The sequence below is a fragment of the Fontivita pretiosa genome, assembly GCF_050410795.1.
Classification (GTDB): Bacteria; Planctomycetota; Phycisphaerae; order Tepidisphaerales; family Tepidisphaeraceae; genus Fontivita; species Fontivita pretiosa.
Genome location: NZ_CP191258.1, coordinates 5,218,560 through 5,234,233 on the forward strand (window position 1 = coordinate 5,218,560; position 15,674 = coordinate 5,234,233).

At 63.6% G+C, this 15,674-nt stretch carries 14 protein-coding genes; 3 read left to right on the forward strand and 11 right to left on the reverse strand.

The features are described 5' to 3' along the window. Positions 1–29 precede the first annotated feature (29 nt). From ACQS5P_RS21155 to ACQS5P_RS21175, 5 genes are all read right to left on the reverse strand, one after another. Positions 30–2,414 (reverse strand): heavy metal translocating P-type ATPase, encoded by a 2,385-nt coding sequence (locus tag ACQS5P_RS21155; RefSeq protein WP_428938605.1) that lies wholly within the window; start codon positions 2,412–2,414, stop codon positions 30–32. A gap of 106 nt (positions 2,415–2,520) precedes the next feature. Beyond that, positions 2,521–3,855 (reverse strand): hypothetical protein, encoded by a 1,335-nt coding sequence (locus ACQS5P_RS21160; protein WP_428938606.1) that lies wholly within the window; start codon positions 3,853–3,855, stop codon positions 2,521–2,523. A 249-nt stretch (positions 3,856–4,104) separates the two neighbouring features. Continuing rightward, positions 4,105–4,524, reverse strand: a complete 420-nt coding sequence (locus tag ACQS5P_RS21165; RefSeq protein ID WP_428938607.1) for a secondary thiamine-phosphate synthase enzyme YjbQ — start codon at positions 4,522–4,524, stop codon at positions 4,105–4,107. Between the two features lie 24 nt (positions 4,525–4,548). Further along, a complete protein-coding gene (locus ACQS5P_RS21170; protein ID WP_428938608.1) occupies positions 4,549–5,811 on the reverse strand; it encodes an aspartyl protease family protein in 1,263 nt (420 codons plus the stop codon). 129 nt (positions 5,812–5,940) lie between these two features. Continuing rightward, positions 5,941–7,347, reverse strand: a complete 1,407-nt coding sequence (locus ACQS5P_RS21175) for a 3-isopropylmalate dehydratase large subunit (RefSeq protein ID WP_428938609.1) — start codon at positions 7,345–7,347, stop codon at positions 5,941–5,943. A 181-nt stretch (positions 7,348–7,528) separates the two neighbouring features. Between ACQS5P_RS21175 and pheA the strand changes: the two genes are divergently transcribed. Beyond that, positions 7,529–8,680: a prephenate dehydratase gene (gene pheA, locus ACQS5P_RS21180; protein ID WP_428938610.1), complete on the forward strand. Its 1,152-nt coding sequence runs from the start codon at positions 7,529–7,531 to the stop codon at positions 8,678–8,680. Here pheA and ACQS5P_RS21185 read toward each other — a convergent pair. From ACQS5P_RS21185 to ACQS5P_RS21205, 5 genes are all read right to left on the reverse strand, one after another. Beyond that, a complete protein-coding gene (locus tag ACQS5P_RS21185) occupies positions 8,653–9,345 on the reverse strand; it encodes a hypothetical protein (protein WP_428938611.1) in 693 nt (230 codons plus the stop codon). The two genes, pheA and ACQS5P_RS21185, sit on opposite strands and share 28 nt — an antisense overlap. Positions 9,346–9,383: 38 nt before the next feature. Further along, positions 9,384–9,878, reverse strand: coding sequence for a DoxX family protein (locus ACQS5P_RS21190; protein ID WP_428938612.1), 495 nt, complete (start codon positions 9,876–9,878; stop codon positions 9,384–9,386). Positions 9,879–9,909: 31 nt separating this feature from the next. Then, positions 9,910–10,719, reverse strand: coding sequence for a pyrroline-5-carboxylate reductase (gene proC, locus ACQS5P_RS21195; RefSeq protein WP_428938613.1), 810 nt, complete (start codon positions 10,717–10,719; stop codon positions 9,910–9,912). Positions 10,720–10,728: 9 nt separating this feature from the next. Further along, positions 10,729–11,454, reverse strand: a complete 726-nt coding sequence (locus tag ACQS5P_RS21200) for a hypothetical protein (RefSeq protein ID WP_428938614.1) — start codon at positions 11,452–11,454, stop codon at positions 10,729–10,731. Positions 11,455–11,531: 77 nt separating this feature from the next. Then, on the reverse strand, positions 11,532–11,819 hold the full coding sequence (locus tag ACQS5P_RS21205; protein ID WP_428938615.1) for a Sec-independent protein translocase subunit TatA/TatB: 288 nt from the start codon (positions 11,817–11,819) through the stop codon (positions 11,532–11,534). Positions 11,820–12,032: 213 nt separating this feature from the next. Here ACQS5P_RS21205 and ACQS5P_RS21210 point away from each other — a divergent pair, with 213 nt between their 5' ends. Continuing rightward, entirely contained in the window at positions 12,033–12,644 is a 612-nt protein-coding gene (locus tag ACQS5P_RS21210; RefSeq protein ID WP_428938616.1) for a class I SAM-dependent methyltransferase, read from the forward strand. Positions 12,645–12,718: 74 nt separating this feature from the next. Continuing rightward, the gene (locus ACQS5P_RS21215; protein WP_428938617.1) at positions 12,719–14,242 is read left to right on the forward strand and encodes an ArnT family glycosyltransferase; all 1,524 of its coding nucleotides are present in this window, start codon (positions 12,719–12,721) and stop codon (positions 14,240–14,242) included. 213 nt (positions 14,243–14,455) lie between these two features. Here ACQS5P_RS21215 and ACQS5P_RS21220 read toward each other — a convergent pair whose 3' ends face one another. Next, positions 14,456–15,622 carry an LptF/LptG family permease gene (locus tag ACQS5P_RS21220; protein ID WP_428938618.1) on the reverse strand — a complete coding sequence of 389 codons (1,167 nt, stop codon included), beginning with the start codon at positions 15,620–15,622 and terminating at the stop codon, positions 14,456–14,458. Between the last annotated feature and the right edge of the window lie 52 nt (positions 15,623–15,674).

Genomic DNA, 15,674 nt, shown 5'->3' on the forward strand with positions numbered 1-15,674 from the left:
GCAATCCGTTCCAATGCGCCAGTTGTCGTCTACCGGGTTCGGTACACCAGCAGTCGCATCGCATTGAGCACGACCAGGACCGTCGAGCCTTCGTGGAACAGCACCGCCACGCCCAAGTAGGTATACCCGAGTGCCGACAGCGGCGCCAGCACGAGAATGACTCCCAGGGCAATGAACAGGTTCTGCATGATGATGCGGCGGCTGAATCGCGACAGGCCGATGGCGTCGGGCAGCTTTTCCAGATCGTCGGCCATCAGCGCCACATCCGCGGTCTCGATGGCGACATCGGTGCCCGCGCCGCCCATGGCCACCCCGACCGCCGCCGTCGCCATCGCCGGCGCGTCATTCACGCCGTCTCCGACCATCGCGATCGGTCCGTATCGCTGCTGCGCCTCGCGGATGATCCGCACCTTGTCCTCCGGCAGCAGGTCGCCGTGGTGCTCATCCACACCAACCTGTCTGGCGATCGCGTCGGCGACCTGTCGGCTGTCCCCAGTGAGCATGATGGTGCGCGCGATCCCGATCTGTCGCAGGCGGGCGATGGTTCGCGCCGCGTTGTCGCGGGGACGGTCCGCAAGCCCGATCACCGCCTCGGGAACCTGATCGATCACCAGCACAACGGTCGTGCAGCCTCTGGAGGCAAGCGAATCGATGTGTTGCTGTACGCGTGGCAGATCAGGATGCGACGGGCTGATCAGGTCCACGTGCCCGACGGCGACTGTGGAGCCATTGACGCGCCCCGTGACCCCCTGCCCGGGAATCTGCTCCACATCCACGGCCACGAGTTCGGCGCATTGCCGCGCCTGCGCCTCGGCGACGATCGCCTTGGCCAGGGGGTGGCTGCTGCCGCGTTCCACCGCCGCCGCCAATGCCAGCAGCTCGCCCGCAGGCCGGCCGTTCAGTGGCAGCAGCTCGGTGACCTGCGCGCGCCCGCGGGTGAGGGTTCCGGTTTTGTCGAAGGCGATGGCGTTGACGCGTCCGAGGTTTTCCAGGTGCACACCCCCCTTGACCAGCACGCCCCCGCGCGCCGCGCGGGCGATGCCGCTGAGCACGGCGGCGGGCGTGCCAATCGCCAACGCGCATGGCGACGCCGCCGTCAAAAACGCCATCGCCCGGTAGAACCACGTCGCCCAGGCGCCGTCGAACAAAGGCGGCACCGCAATCAGCGCCGCGGTCGCGATCAGCACGATCGGCACGTAACGACGCTCCACCGCATCCGTGAAAACCTGCGTCGGCGATTTGGTGGTCTGCGCCTCGTTGACCATCCTGATGATCTTGGCCAGCGTGGTCTGGCTGGCCGGCCTGCTCACCCGCACCACCAGCAGCCCCTCGCCGTTGATCGTGCCGGCGAAGACCTGCGACCCGGGAGTCTTTTCCACAGGCACGGATTCGCCCGTGATCGGAGACTGATCGACCGACGATGTGCCGCTGGCGACCAGGCCGTCGGCGGGAATGCGATCGAAGGGTCGCACGACGACCAGGTCGTCAACCTTCAGGTCCTCGACGCGCACGAGTCGCTCGCTGCCGTCGGCGTCGCGAACCGTGGCGGTTTCCGGCGCCAGCTTGGCCAGCGCCTGAATCGCCCGCCGGGCGCGGTCCATCGCCAGCTCCTCCCCGGCCCCGCCCAGGGCAAACAGCAGCAGCAGCAACCCGCCCTCTTCGTAGTGTCCCAGCACCGCCGCGCCGATGGCGGCGGCGAACATCAGCACGTCGATGTCGAACTGCCGGTTCCACAACGTCCGCAGTGTGTCCCTGAAGGTGTACCAGCCGGTCAGGAAGTACGCCGGCACGATCAGCGCCACACGCAGCCACTCCAGACGGCTGTCGGCGGTCCTGTGCACGATCAGCGCCCCCAGCAGCAGTAGTCCCCCCAGCAGCGCCATGGTGATCTTGTGATGTTCCCAGGCCAGTGCAGCGGCCCGCGACAGCCACGACGTGGCGTGCGCCCGGGTGGCGGGCGACTGGCGATCCGCGGGGCGAAGCCGGAACCCCATCTCATCCAGCCGCCGGGCGATCTCCGGCAACGCGCACATTCGCCGGTCGAATTCGATCCGCAGCGTTCGCGAGGCGAAGTTGGCGCTGGCCACGACACCGGGCAGTTTCGAGAGCACCGTTTCGATGACCTGTTCGCTGCGCGGCGAGACCATTCCGTCGATGCCCAGGACCATCTCCGCCCGATCCGGACTCAGGCAGAACCCCGCCCGATGGACCTCGTCGTTAAGCTGTTCCAGCGTGATCAGCCTGGGATCGTAGTCCAGCTCGAGCAGCGCCTGGCCGTTGGTCGGCGGATGAAGCGTAACGTTGCGAATCCCTGCCTGATTGAGCAGGCGTTCGCGCAGGCACCGCCCGCACAGTTCGTGCTGCTGCCCATCCCTTGAACAGATTGCCGAAACCGGAAATGTCTGAATCGCCATAGCACACCGAGGCGCCGCGGCGCCTCGACTTGGAATGCTATGCGCGCCGTGGCGGATCACAAGCAGGCGAGAAAAATGAGACGGATTCGCAACGGATCGCAGGCCGCTATGTGCCGCTGAGCGTGAGACCCGATTGCAGCCGTTCCACGCCACGCAGAATGTCTCTTGCGGAACGGAACGTCGGGGCGGCGGGATTGGCCGGGCGCAGGATCTCGCTGGTCAGCGCTGCCAGGTCGCGAGCCTCGCGACTGCGAGGATCGTACTCGATCAGCCCCGCCAGATCGGGATTGTTGTGCGGAGAGTTGAACTGAAGCGCCAGGTAGAAAAAATCCGCGGCTTTGTCGGGCTTGTGGCAACTGCTGCGAATGACCTGGCTGGTGACCTGACCGCTGAGAGTCATCTGCTCCATCATCCGCTGAATCTGGCTGGTGCGCAGCAGCTCGCCGAACAGCGACTGAAGCAGTGGATTGCGGGACAGGTCCTCATTCTCGCGCACGGCCGAGCCAAAATCGACGAATCCCACACCCTGAGGCGTGATCACGAAGTTATCCAGTCGCAGGTCCAGGTGTATGACGCGCGGGATGTCGTGAATCACCCGCAGCAGGTCGGCGCTTTGCCGGGCGAACTCGATGTGCGACAGCGCCGGTCCGCCGTTGCGCAGCCAGCTCATTCGCAACCGCCTGACGAACCCGCGCTCGTCCTTTTCCATGTCGATCAACCGTGGCACGCGCTTGTCGTACGGCGACGGGAGATGCTCGGCCAGGATCAGCAGAATTCCCGCTTCGCGGGTCAGGAAGGTCGGGAAGATCTTGTTGACGAACTTGGCGGCGAGTTTTTCGATGCCGGCGGCGGGGTAATCGGGATGTTTCTTTCTCAGCCGCTCGATGACCGACTCGATGCCGGGAACTTCCTTTTGCACGATGATCGGCTGTTGCGGGTCGCTGTGGTGAACAAGCTGAACGTGATACGTGAATCGGTTGGTGATTTCTCCAGGCGCCAGCAACTGCATCTTCCTAGCCACGAACGCATGCACCTTGCGCGAAAGAAACGGAAGCCAGAGTCGACGCTGCTCGACGATGGTGGTCGGTCCCTGCTCGATGGCAAAGCCGTAATCCCGAAACTGCCGCGCCAGCTCGACGGCCTGTTTGCGATAGGCAGTGGCGAACAGGCACTGTCCGCCCCAGCGCAGGCGTTTGAAGATCTGTGCCGGGTTGTGGGCAGTGTCGGGGGTGGCAAAGACGAAATCGCAGAGGCGGTCGCGGGAGGGCGGAGCGGCGGCAAAATGCCGAAACTGCGGATCGTCCCGCAGCAGTTGCCATGCCGCCTTGCGACACATTGCCGGGATGTTGACGGGCGCGGGATCGTCCTGCCGCCCCGGCGCCGCCTGCGGCGGCTCGGCCCAGTCCAACTCCATGCTTTGCGGGGCTAACATCTGCTGCATCATCAGCTTCGTCTGACCGTCGCCACCGCCCTTGAAGGCTATAGCAGGGCTTATTAGTACGTCTAGTCGGCTCGCATGGGTAGCGAATTTTTCAAAAAAGCGAAACCCAAGCCAGTTCTCGGGTAATCTGCGGTGCATCTGGTCTGATAAACAGCCGAATTTCAAAAAGCAGCGGCACGGTGGCAAGGCACAACCATGCGAACGGGCAACGCGGCACGTCGCGACGCCTCGCCCCAGCTTCCCTTTGTGTCATTCACCGATGATCTTGACCAGCACGCGCTTGCGTCTGCGGCCATCGAACTCGCCGTAGAAGATCTGCTCCCACGGGCCAAAATCGAGTTTTCCGTCCGTAATTGCGATGACAACCTCCCGACCCATGATCTGCCGTTTCAGGTGCGCGTCGGCGTTGTCTTCGCCGGTGCGGTTATGCCGATACTGGCTCGTCGGTGCGTGCGGCGCCAGCTTCTCCAGCCAGTCGTCGAAGTCCTGAATCAGCCCGCTTTCGGCATCGTTGATGAACACCGAGGCGGTGATGTGCATGGCGTTCACCAGGCACAGCCCGTTCTGCACGCCGCTGCGCCGAACCAGCTCTTCGACCTTGTCGGTGATGTTGATGTAATCCCGCCGATGCGGAGTGTTGAACCACAACTCTTCGCGAAGGTGTTTCATGAGGGCAAACAGATTGCCGCAAATTCACTGCGGTTCAAGTCCAAGCACGCCCGACTTGAAGTCGATGACAATCCAGCGCCACGGGCCAGCGACGATCTTGCCGATGTCCGGCAGCAGCCCGCCGGTGATTTCGGCGCTTGCGACGAGGTAGTTCATGCCCAGGATTCCGTCGAGAGTGTAGGGCTTGCCCTGCGGATCGGTTACGGTGATGTCGGCGACGAGCAGCGGCGCCTTGGCGAAGACGATCGGTGGGCCTTGACGCGTGGGCAACTCGAGCCGATCGAAGAACGTTCCGCTGGCCTGCTTGCCGCCGCCAAGCCCGCCGATCAGAAGCTGGAACTTCTGCTCTTTGGGCACATCCGGCAGCTCGCCGTTGTCGGCCACGCGCAGGTTCAGCTCCTTCGCCAGCTTTGTGGAGATCAGTGATGTGGCGGCGCCGGTGTCCAGCAGGAATGTGCCGCTGACGCTGCGACCCCGGTAGCGGACAACCACCGGCTTGCGCGGATCGTCGGGCTTGAAGGGGTCCGGCCCGATCATCGGGTTGCCGACCATGTCCGGACCGGGCGCATCCGGCGGATGCACGCGCGTGAAGCGCGCGAATGAAACGGCGGTCAGCGGCACGTGAAGCGAGGTCTTCGGGATTGACGCATCGTCGGGCAAGACAACCGACGTGCGGATCTTATCGAAGTCGGCCAGCGGCTTGGGATCCAGCACGACGACCTTGCCGAGCATCACGGGCATGCCCGCCACATCCAGCCCCGGCGCGACCAGTTCCAGCAACCCGCCTGGCGGACGGACCTGCATGCGGATCGGACCGATCGGTTGCGAGTAATCGGCCGCTTCCGGGTTCGACCTGGGGTACGCCGCCAGCGACACCAGCAGCGGCTCGGTGACGCCGAACTTTTCCGCGCCGGCAATGCCGGTGTCCTCGAAGATCACCTCTTTACCGTCGCGGGTTTTCTGCCGCACGATGCCGAGCTTCCGGACCGTCTCGCCGGCCAGCATCACACCACTGGCGCCGGTATCGAGAAACGCTTCGACGGCGCTAAGCGGCTCGGCATCGGCGGTCTTGAGCATGGGACCATCCGCGCTTCGCCTCAGGTTCAGGTAAACGCGAGGCTGATCCAGCGCCGCCGCCTGCACACCCTCGATCGGCTCGTTGGCCAGAGAAGCGGCGCTCCAGATCAGTGCGGCGCCCAGGGCCAGTGCGTAGCGGTACGGTGATGACGACCCCTGGGACGCGCCTGGTCTTGATACACGGATCGCGATGATGAATTTGCGGATCAATCGATATGCGCTCGCGCGAAAGTGCCGTGTTCCGATTGTACTCGCAAGTGGCGGCAACCGCTCATCGTCACTCGGTCGGCGATCCTGTGTGCTGCTGTTGCATCCCGACGCACCTTGATGGCGATCCGCTTACACCACCCCCGCCACGCCGGTTTCGATGCGCTGAGTCACATATTCGCGCGGATCGGTGATGTATCCGCGCAGGGCGCTGGCAGCCACGGTCAGGGGCGATGCCAGGTACACCGCGCTGTGCTTGCTGCCCATCCGACCGGGGAAGTTGCGGTTGGTGGTGCTGATGCACACTTCGGTGCCGTTCAATCTCCCGAACGTGTCCGAAGGTCCGCCCAGACACGCCGCGCAGCCCGAGGGGCCGATGAAGCATCCCGCCTCGGCCAGCACGTCCTCGATGCTCTTCTCATTGGAGTCCTTTGGCACGCCGCGCAGGTTCAGCCGCTTCATGTCCGCGTGCACCTCCGTGCTGCCCGGAACCACGAACGTCGGAATCTTCACCTTGTTTCCCTTGAGGATGTTGGCCGCGAAGATCATGTCGGTGATCTTCCCGCCGGTGCAACTTCCGATGTATGCCCGGTCCAGCTTCACCTTCGAGCAGTTCCGCGCGGTGTCCTTGTTGTCGGGGCTGTGCGGCTTGGCGACCATCGGCTCCATCGTCGCCAGATCCCACTCGTGCTCGTAGATGTACTTGGCGTCAGGATCATCAGTGAAGACTTCCCAGTCGGGGCGGTTGGAGCGCTTCCGCACGTAAGCCAGGGTCTTCTCGTCCACATCGCACACGCCGTTCTTGCCGCCGGCTTCGATGGCCATATTCGTCAGCGTCATGCGATCCTCGAGCGTGAGCGAAGCAATCCCCTCGCCCGCGAAGTACATCGCGCGATACGTCGCCCCGTCCACGCCGATCTGTCCAATCACCGCAAGGATCAAATCCTTGGCGGTCAGGTAGGGCGGAATCTGTCCGTGGAACGTGAACTTCATCGTCGGCGGAACCTTCAGCCAGGTCTTGCCCGTGCCCAGCGTGAACGCGGCGTCGGTGTTGCCCACGCCGGTGGCGAACTGCCCGAACGCGCCGGCCGTGCACGTGTGCGAATCGGTTCCCAGAAGAATCTCCCCCGGTCGAACGTGCCCTTCTTCCGGCAGAGCCTTGTGACACACACCTTTGTAGCTGGTCCTGGTCGGGTCGCGATAGGGGTTGGGCATGCCCGGCTCGTTCTTCACGAATTCCGGGTCGTAGTAATATCTCAACCCCTGCTCCCTCACGAAGTCGCGAAGAATCTGCACGTTGCGGTGGCACTTCTCGTCGGCGGTGAAGATGTAATGATCCGGGATGATCACCACGCGGTCCCGGTCCCACACCTTCGCGTCGCGACCGAACTTCTCGTAGAAGATGCCGATCGTTCCCGGCCCGCATACGTCGTGGGTCATGAGGATGTCCACATCCACCCACACATTTTCCCCGGGCGAAACATGCGCCCGCCCGCTGTGCTTGGCCAGGATCTTCTCGGTCATCGTCATGCCGGGCATACTACCGACTCCTTCATCACGGAATGCTCTGCACCAAATCTGCCAGAACCCCGGTCAGAGTATAGCGGCCCCGTCAGGCCGGTTCTACACCGGCGACTCAGGATGGATCGCTGCCGTGCCGCATGCTACAGAGGCGAGCGGCCCCTTTGATTCCGCGGGAATGTGTCGATAAAACACAGTTATGGCCGGTCCGTCACAACCGCAAAGGACACCTCCGCCGCCGTCGTCAGCGTCGGCCGCTTCGCCCGCGCCCGCGGAGCCTGCGGAGCTGGATCCACTGCGCGCCAGAATCGACGAACTGGATGCCCAGATCGTCCAGTTGCTCAACGAGCGCGCCAAGATCGTGGTGGAAATCGGCAAGCTCAAACAGGCCAACAATTCGCCGATCTACGCTCCGGACCGCGAGAAGGCGATTCTGGAGCGGATCCGGAAGCTGAATCGCGGCCCGCTGCCGGATCGATGTCTGGAGGCGGTGTATCGCGAGCTGATGAGCGGCTCGTTTGCGCTGGAGAGGCCGCTGCGGATCGGGTTTCTGGGTCCGCGGGGCACATTCTCGCATGCGGCGGCGATTGCGAAGTTCGGCAGCAGCGTCGAATACGTGGAACTGTCCGACATCCCCAGTGTCTTTGAGGAGGTTGTCCGCGGGCACACCGACTACGGTCTGGTGCCGGTGGAAAACAGCATGCACGGCGGGGTCATCGACACGCTGGATGCGTTCCTGCACAGTTCGGCCCGAATCTGCGCCGAAGTGAAGATGACGATCCACCACAACCTGCTGGCCAAGGAGCCTTGGGAGCAGATCAGGCGAATCTACTCCAAGCCGGAGGTTTTCAGTCAGTGCCGCAACTGGCTGAGTTCGACAGCCAAGGGACGCGACATCCAGCCCGCCGCCAGCACCGCCAAAGCAGCGGAGTTGGCTTCGCAGGAACCGGGCGCGGCGGCGATCGGCTCGACGATCGCTGGCGAGCTGTACGGGCTTCACGTGCTGTTCGAGAACATCGAGGATAACCCGGACAATGTCACGCGGTTCTTCGTGATCGGACGCGAAAGCGCCCGTCGCACCGGAGACGACAAGACCGCAATCATGTTCACCACCGCGCACAAACCGGGGGCGCTGGCGGAAGTCCTGGATGTGTTCCGGGACAACGGCATCAACCTCACCGACATCGAAAAACGTCCCAGCAAGAAGGTGAACTGGGAGTATTACTTCTTCATCGACGCGCAGGGGCATGTGGACGACCCGCCGATGGCCAAGGCGATCGCCGAAGCCAAGAGGCATTGCCTGCAACTGACAGTTCTGGGCAGCTACCCGCGCGCCACCGAAGTGCTGTGAGAGAGGGGTCGGTCGCAGGAAAGCGGTCGGGAATTTCCTTGTGGCGCGGAAAAGACTCCCGATGCTTTCTCGACGCGGAATTTCGACGTGATCGCCGGACCACGAACCTCGCAGCCCAGCCGCCGCAGCCATCCCGCCGTCACGTGGTTGCAGTTGTGCAGCCCCCAGTAGTGCTCGCCGTCCGGCACGTGGTCCAGATCGGTGCCCGGGTTGTACACCGGCCGATGAACCCTGGCGCTGTTGCGGAAGCGTCCGTCCAGCTCAAACACCAGCGCGCTGACCCGCGGCCGCGAGACTTCCATCCTTGTCACCCGTGCGCAATCCAGCTCCCGCTTCATCTGCTCCAGCAGAGTCTGCTGATCCATCCTGGCGTCTTTGATGATGATGGTGCGCCGGCCAAGCGTCGCCTGCGGCGAGTTCAGCAGCGCCCGCAGCCCCACCCACCAGGTGGTGTTTCCGCGGGCGAACCACTCGTAATCTCCGAAAGCATATTCGACGTACTGAGTCTGGGTCACGGGCAACAGCAGGCTGGAATGCCGGCCATAGTCGGTCAGGTAGATCGGCACGGGGTCGGATGGATTCTGCGGGGGAATCACGGTTGTCGTGCAGCCGGCCAGCGGCAGCAACACCAGCAGCACGAGCAGAGGACCGCTGCGAAAGTTCATCGGAATCCGGATCGACAATTCGCCGCCAATCGCTTGACTCAGGCATGATTCCGGCGACTGGCCCGACCCGTGCCGACAAGAAGATGATCGACCGAGAACCACCCCCCGCCAGCGAAAATGAAGAACACAAACGGTAGCAGGTACAGCAGCGCCGGTTCCTTTGCCGCGCCCTGGCCGGTCATGAACAGCGGAGCGTCGGCGTGGACGACAAACGCCGCGACCGCCATGTTGATCGACAGAAACAGTGCTGCCGGACGCGTGAACAATCCGGCGGCCAGCAGCAGTCCGCCGGCAAACTCGGTCAGTGCCGCGAGCCAGGCAAAAGCAGTAGGCAACGGAAGTCCCAGCCCCTGCACGCCGGCGACAAATTGCGGCGAGGGGCCGAAGCCTTCGGGGCCCCAGACCTTGCCCAGCCCGTGACCCAGCGAGATTCCCAGCCCCGTGCCAAGACGCAGGATCGTCAGGCCGATGTCGGCAAAGACGGTCGCGGCACCTTCTCCACCGAACAGCAGCTTGCGGATGACTGGTTTCATAGGACCGGTTCCGTTGGTTGACCTGCGAGGATCAGTTGCCCAGCTCGCGGCTGCGTGCCTGCGCGGCTTTGATCGCATCGACGACGATCTGAGCAAACTGATGCTGTTCCATGTGCGTGATAGCGGCGTGGGTCGTGCCGCCGGGGCTGGTAACCTTTCGGCGAAGCTCCTGTGGCGAATCGTCCAGGGTGGTGAGCATCCTTGCCGCCCCCAGCGCTGTGCGGGTCGCCAGCGTGTGCGACTGCTGCGGCGTCAGCCCCATTTCCTGCCCGGCGCGGATCATCGCCTCGACCAGATAGAAGAAGTACGCCGGACCCGAACCGCTCAGCGCCGTGACGGCATCGAGCTTGTCTTCGGAAACGTCGATGACGGTGGCGGCCGCAGCGAACAGGCGGCGCGCCGCCTCCAGGTCGCACTGCGTGGCCCGCGCGCCCGGGGCCATTGCAACCACACCCTCGCCAACAAGCATCGGCGTATTGGGCATGGTTCGTACCACGCGCACAAGCCGCGGAGCAAGCTGCTGCTCGATGAAGCGGGTGCTGATTCCCGCGGCGATCGAGACGACCAGCACGTCATCGGCGATCACCGGCCGGATCGACTCCAGCAGTTGCTTCATGTTCTGCGGCTTGACGCTGAGCAGAAGAACTGGCGCCTGTCGTGCGGCGTCGGCGGGCGACTCGACCGCCTGGATGCCCAGCGTTTCGGCGAACAGTTGGCGTCGCTGTGGCGAGACGTCGGCGGCAATGACTTGCGAGCGCGCGTACACCCCCGCGCCGATCAGCCCGCGAGCGATCGCCTCAGCCATGTTCCCCGCCCCCAGGATCGCCAGCTCAAACTGCATCGGCCCGCTCTATCCTCCCAGCGCCTCATGCACCGATCGCGGCGCGGTGACGATCAGCGAGCCGCGGTAGACGCGGATGGCGGCCCGGCCGCCATTGACGTTCCACACTTCCGGCTGAATCGTCGCCTGGATCAATTCAACCAGTTGCTGGGCACGTTCGGCGCGTGTCAGTGGCTTTTCACCCTTGTCGTTGGTGTTGGTGAAGATCTGCTGACCTCCCCCGCCGCCGCCCACTGCCGCGCTTTGGAGCTGGAAATCGGGGCCGATGAAGTCCGGCACTTCCATCAACAGGTCGTCCACCGGATAGACCCGGGTGATCAGTTGCTGATCGGCGATTTCGCGGGTGGTGATCTCGATCACGTCCTCGTCGATGTAGTAGGTGAGCAGGTTGCCGCTGCCAGCCTCGGAAAGAACCAGCCCCAGCACCTTGCGCAGCGGAACGGCGCGAAGTCGCACGTTGACGATGGTGTCACGGCCCACCCCAACGGCCTCCAGGGCATTCCAGTTCACGTGGATGTTGGCCGCGGATACGTCACGGAGAAACTCGATCGCATCGACCAGCGAGACGTTTTCGAACTTGATCTCGGGCAGGATGAGATTTAACGCGCGACGGGCACTGCGCTGCGCCTGCTGCTGGGGCTGCTGTCGCGACTGCGACGCGAATTGCTGCCCGTCGGCCGTGCCAATCAGAAACAGGCACATCAGACAAACGAGGATCGAGCCTGGCCGATGCATGGTGCCTCCCTTGGATCCAGTTGACCGCCAGCGGTCCGATGGATCTGCGATGCTCCGAGCGGTGCGACCTGCGGCGTCTAGGCGGCGCCGGGCGGAGTCGCGTTCGGATCCAGCGGTTTGCCCGTGTAAGGATCGAACTTCGGCGGCGGGGATTGAGCCGGCGGTCGCGACGCACCTGTCGGCTGCGACGAAGCCGTCTCCACATCTTCCTCAATCCCCTTCAGTCCCTTCTTGAACTCCACGATTCCCTTGCCGAGGCTGCGCGCCACTTCGGGCAGTCGCTTGCCAAACAGCAACAATGCCACCCCGCCGATCACGATCCATTCAACCGGCCCCGGCATCCCAAGCGCGAGCGTGTGTAGCATCTGATTCATCCAATCTGTTTAAAACACCAATCTATCGATCGGCGAGCATCCGCCCGATTATACGCGACCGGAGTCAAAAAAGTCAGACAACTGATCCGAACGCCGGTTTGCAGGATTTCAGGCAAGATCGCTTGCCCTCGGCGGCCGATCGTTGCCGGCCTGCCGATCAGCCCTTTTGACAGCCGCGGGCACCACTCCAAAACTAATAAGCATATGTCCACCCAAGACCACTGGGAACGCGTCTACCTCAGCACATCGCCGACGCAGGTGAGCTGGTATCAGCCCCAGCCGCGGATGTCCCTGGAGTTGATCCGTGCGCTGGTTGATCGAACCGCGCGAATCATCGACATCGGCGGCGGAGCGTCGCTGCTGGTCGATCGCTTGCTCGCGGAGGGATTCAAGCACGTCGCGGTACTGGACATCGCCCGGGCACCGCTGGAGATGGCACGGAACAGGCTTGGACCATTGGCACAGCGCGTCAACTGGGTGCAGGCCGACATCACCGCCTCTCCGCAGTTGGATCCATACGATCTGTGGCATGATCGGGCGGTGTTCCACTTCCTGACGGATCCGGAGGATCGTCGAAAGTACATCGAAACAGCGAGGCGGACCGTAGTCCCCGGCGGGCACCTGATCATCGCCACTTTCGCACCGGACGGCCCGCCACGCTGTAGCGGACTGGACGTGCAGCGATGGGATGCCCCGCGCCTTGCCCAGGAGTTTGGTCAGCCATTTGAGCTGGTAAAAGACGCGGCTGAGACACACATCACTCCGCGCAACGCGCCACAGAAGTTCATCTACGCCTGCTTCCGAAAAGTCGCATGAGCCGCGTCGCCCCCACCCCGGGTACACTGTCGCGCGTGAGCCCGCGGACTAGCGCCACTTCGATACTGCTGGTTTTGATCCTTCTGATTTCCACGGGGTATCAGGCAGCAATGCTGAACCGGCCCTTCGAGCGCAACCCCGAAGGCTGCGGCGCGTTCTTCGGCCTGCTGGCCCGCAACTACTTCCGCTATGACTGGACTGCGACGCTGGGTGCGCCGGTGATGAGCATGGGTCAGGGCGCGCCGGCGATCTTCTACGCCAACCATCCGCCGAGCACTCCGTTGCTGGTGGCGGCGGTCTTCGGGGCGTTTGGATATCGCGGCGATTACCTGTCTCTGCCCGGCGACTGGCAGGTTCGGCTGCCGACGATGCTGTTCACGATCGGCTGCATCGCACTGATCCACTGGCTGCTGGCCCGACGCGCCGGACCGCGCGCCGGGCTGCTGGCGGCGACGATCTTCGCCTGCATTCCGATGACCCTGATCTACGGCGGCTTTCCCGACGTGATCAACACCCAGCTTGTCTTCTTCGCCCTGCTCACCGTCGCCGCCTACGAACGTTTTCATACGCTGCAATCGCCCGGCAGCCTGACGCTGCTGTCGTTGGCAATGCTTGGAGCTGCGCTGATGGACTGGCCGGCGTTTTATCTTGTGCCGGTGCTCGGCCTTCATTTCGTGCTCAGCCGACCGTGGCGAAGCTGGGGATGGATCGCCGCCTTCGCCGCGATCGCGACTGCCATCTTTGCCGTCGAATACGCTTACCTGGCGATCGCGAATCGGGACTGGTACTGGATGGCCTGGCTGCTGAAGCGTCGGGCGCTGAGCAACGTCGCCGATACCGCGCATCAGTTTGGCTTCACAGACTGGCTTGTTCATGCTGTCTGGGGCTTCGCCGTGGCGCGACACACCATCCCCATCACGCTGTTGGCGATCCTGTGGCTGGTGATGGCGGTGGTCCGGCGATTCGGCTCGCCGGGCGATCGGTTCGTCGGGCTGCTGCTGGCGTGGGCGGGTCTGCACGTGCTGGTTGGCCGGCAGGGCGTGTACCAGCACGAGTGGTGGTGGTGGCCGCTCACGCCGGTGCTCGTCGCCGCCGCCGCACTGGCGCTGGACCGGATCCTCATCGGCATCCAGACGCGCCTGCCGCCTCAGGTGGCCAATGTCATGGTGGGTGTGGCGGTGGTGGCCCTGGGCGTCTGGAACGGCGTGCGCGCGGTTGACGAGTTGTGCAATCCTCCACCGATCATGCCGGGACCGTACAACTATTCGCCCAAAGAACTGGGGGAGCTGATCCGCGAATCGGCGCCGCCTGATGCCGCGGTGCTGCTGGCCGAGAGCGACAACAGCCTGCCCCTGTGGTACTACGCCGACCGCGCCCTCAAGCGTCACGTCTGGACGCCCGAATCGCTGAAATCCCGTTTGATTGATCAATCGGTGGATCTCTGTTTTGAAGTGCCGCAGCCCTGGCCGGGGCGCGCCACCGCCCTGATCATTCCACGCGCCTATTTGCCCACGCTCCAGGCGCTGGCGAGCGACGCGGACCAACACTATGCGCGTCATGAAACCGACCGGTTTGTGGTCTATGAACTGAACCAGTAGATCGCAACCACCCGGTGTGCCGCTGGATGAGGCATGCGGGGCGCGTAAAAACGCTCGCCGGGTGTTTACCCCGGCGAGCGTCGCCAGAAAGTGGGAAGGGGAGCGTCGTGTCAGGCCCCTGCCGCCGGCCCACCCGGGCCACCCGTCAGGGTGCGTATGCCTGACGAAGATGATCTACGATTCAGAAAGCAGCCGGGCAAATGCAGATTTTGCTCAGCTATCCTTGTTGGCCAGTCGGTCCAATAACACGGCGGCCACGGCGCCGAAAACGAGGATCGGCGCAAAGGCCATGATCGCCGGCCAGCGGTCGGCCCAGCGGGGGTCTGGTGGCGGGCGTCCGGCCAGTTGGTAGGCCACGAAATACCCCGCCATGCACAGCCCCACCAGCACCAGGCATCGGAGAATCGCCAGTTTCAGCTTTGTCGGGTCGCGCATCATCACGCAGGGAATCGCCACCAGCAGCATCACCACGTTCATCACCAACTGCGAGATTCGGAAATGCTTGACGCGAAGCAGATCGGCGGCGGCGTAGATCTGCGGACGCTGAAGGAGCTGATTGATCCGCTGCCGCGACAGCAGATTCACGAACTCGCCGCTGCGAAACAGCGCGATCTCATCCGGGGTGATGTTGCTCTGATAGACTGCGACCGGCTGCTCGGGGCTGCGGTTTTCATTCGGCAACAGCCCGGTCACTCGCCTGCCGCGGGTGAGCTTCCATTGCTGGTGCTGCGCATCCCACTCGGCGCGGTCGGCAACGACGTGCGCCACCGGGCGCCACTGCGAATCACGCTCGATGATGTCCAGCTCGAACATGCGTGCCGGCGAGCCATCGTCGCCCGGGGGGATATATCTGGCGGCGAACAGCAGAGCATTGCGGTCGTCCTGCATCGCCCTGATGTCGTACCACTTGCTTGCCGAGGAATCCTGCTGCGTGCCTTGGGCCGCGATCTTGTCGATGTCACGCGTCAGCTTCGGGATGATGTTGGGAATGATCAGCTCCTGGTCGATGGCCAGCAGCGCCTGAAGGACGACGGAGGCGAGGATGATGGGGGTCGCGACGCGCAGCAGCGGCACGCCCGCCGCCAGGATCGCCGACAGCTCGTTGAAGCGGCTGAGCCGGATCAGTGTGAACGCCGCCGCCACCACCGGGATGATCCCGGACATGTGTGCGAAGATCAGAAATGACTGATAGAAGTAGAAATCGGCGATGCTGAGGACCACGTCGAAGGTCGTACGCTGCATGTCCTGCCCCGCCGGCTCGACCAGCTCGTCGAAGTTGAAGACCATGTGCAGGACGATGTACATGCCGATCAGCACCATGAAGCTGATCAGGTAGTTGCGCAGGAAGCTGAACAGAACGTAGCGGTCGAGGATTCTCATTCATTTGCGATTTGCGATTTGCGATTTGCAATTTGCGCATTCGATCGCAAAT

What these genes read in the sequence shown, in the direction of transcription:
- ACQS5P_RS21155 (WP_428938605.1), bottom strand. Translation starts at nt 2,414, where the DNA reads ATGGCGATTCAGACATTTCCGGTTTCGGCAATCTGTTCAAGGGATGGG.
- ACQS5P_RS21160 (WP_428938606.1), bottom strand. Translation starts at nt 3,855, where the DNA reads ATGCAGCAGATGTTAGCCCCGCAAAGCATGGAGTTGGACTGGGCCGAG.
- ACQS5P_RS21165 (WP_428938607.1), bottom strand. Translation starts at nt 4,524, where the DNA reads ATGAAACACCTTCGCGAAGAGTTGTGGTTCAACACTCCGCATCGGCGG.
- ACQS5P_RS21175 (WP_428938609.1), bottom strand. Translation starts at nt 7,347, where the DNA reads ATGCCCGGCATGACGATGACCGAGAAGATCCTGGCCAAGCACAGCGGG.
- pheA (WP_428938610.1), top strand. Translation starts at nt 7,529, where the DNA reads ATGGCCGGTCCGTCACAACCGCAAAGGACACCTCCGCCGCCGTCGTCA.
- ACQS5P_RS21185 (WP_428938611.1), bottom strand. Translation starts at nt 9,345, where the DNA reads ATGAACTTTCGCAGCGGTCCTCTGCTCGTGCTGCTGGTGTTGCTGCCG.
- ACQS5P_RS21190 (WP_428938612.1), bottom strand. Translation starts at nt 9,878, where the DNA reads ATGAAACCAGTCATCCGCAAGCTGCTGTTCGGTGGAGAAGGTGCCGCG.
- proC (WP_428938613.1), bottom strand. Translation starts at nt 10,719, where the DNA reads ATGCAGTTTGAGCTGGCGATCCTGGGGGCGGGGAACATGGCTGAGGCG.
- ACQS5P_RS21200 (WP_428938614.1), bottom strand. Translation starts at nt 11,454, where the DNA reads ATGCATCGGCCAGGCTCGATCCTCGTTTGTCTGATGTGCCTGTTTCTG.
- ACQS5P_RS21205 (WP_428938615.1), bottom strand. Translation starts at nt 11,819, where the DNA reads ATGCTACACACGCTCGCGCTTGGGATGCCGGGGCCGGTTGAATGGATC.
- ACQS5P_RS21210 (WP_428938616.1), top strand. Translation starts at nt 12,033, where the DNA reads ATGTCCACCCAAGACCACTGGGAACGCGTCTACCTCAGCACATCGCCG.
- ACQS5P_RS21220 (WP_428938618.1), bottom strand. Translation starts at nt 15,622, where the DNA reads ATGAGAATCCTCGACCGCTACGTTCTGTTCAGCTTCCTGCGCAACTAC.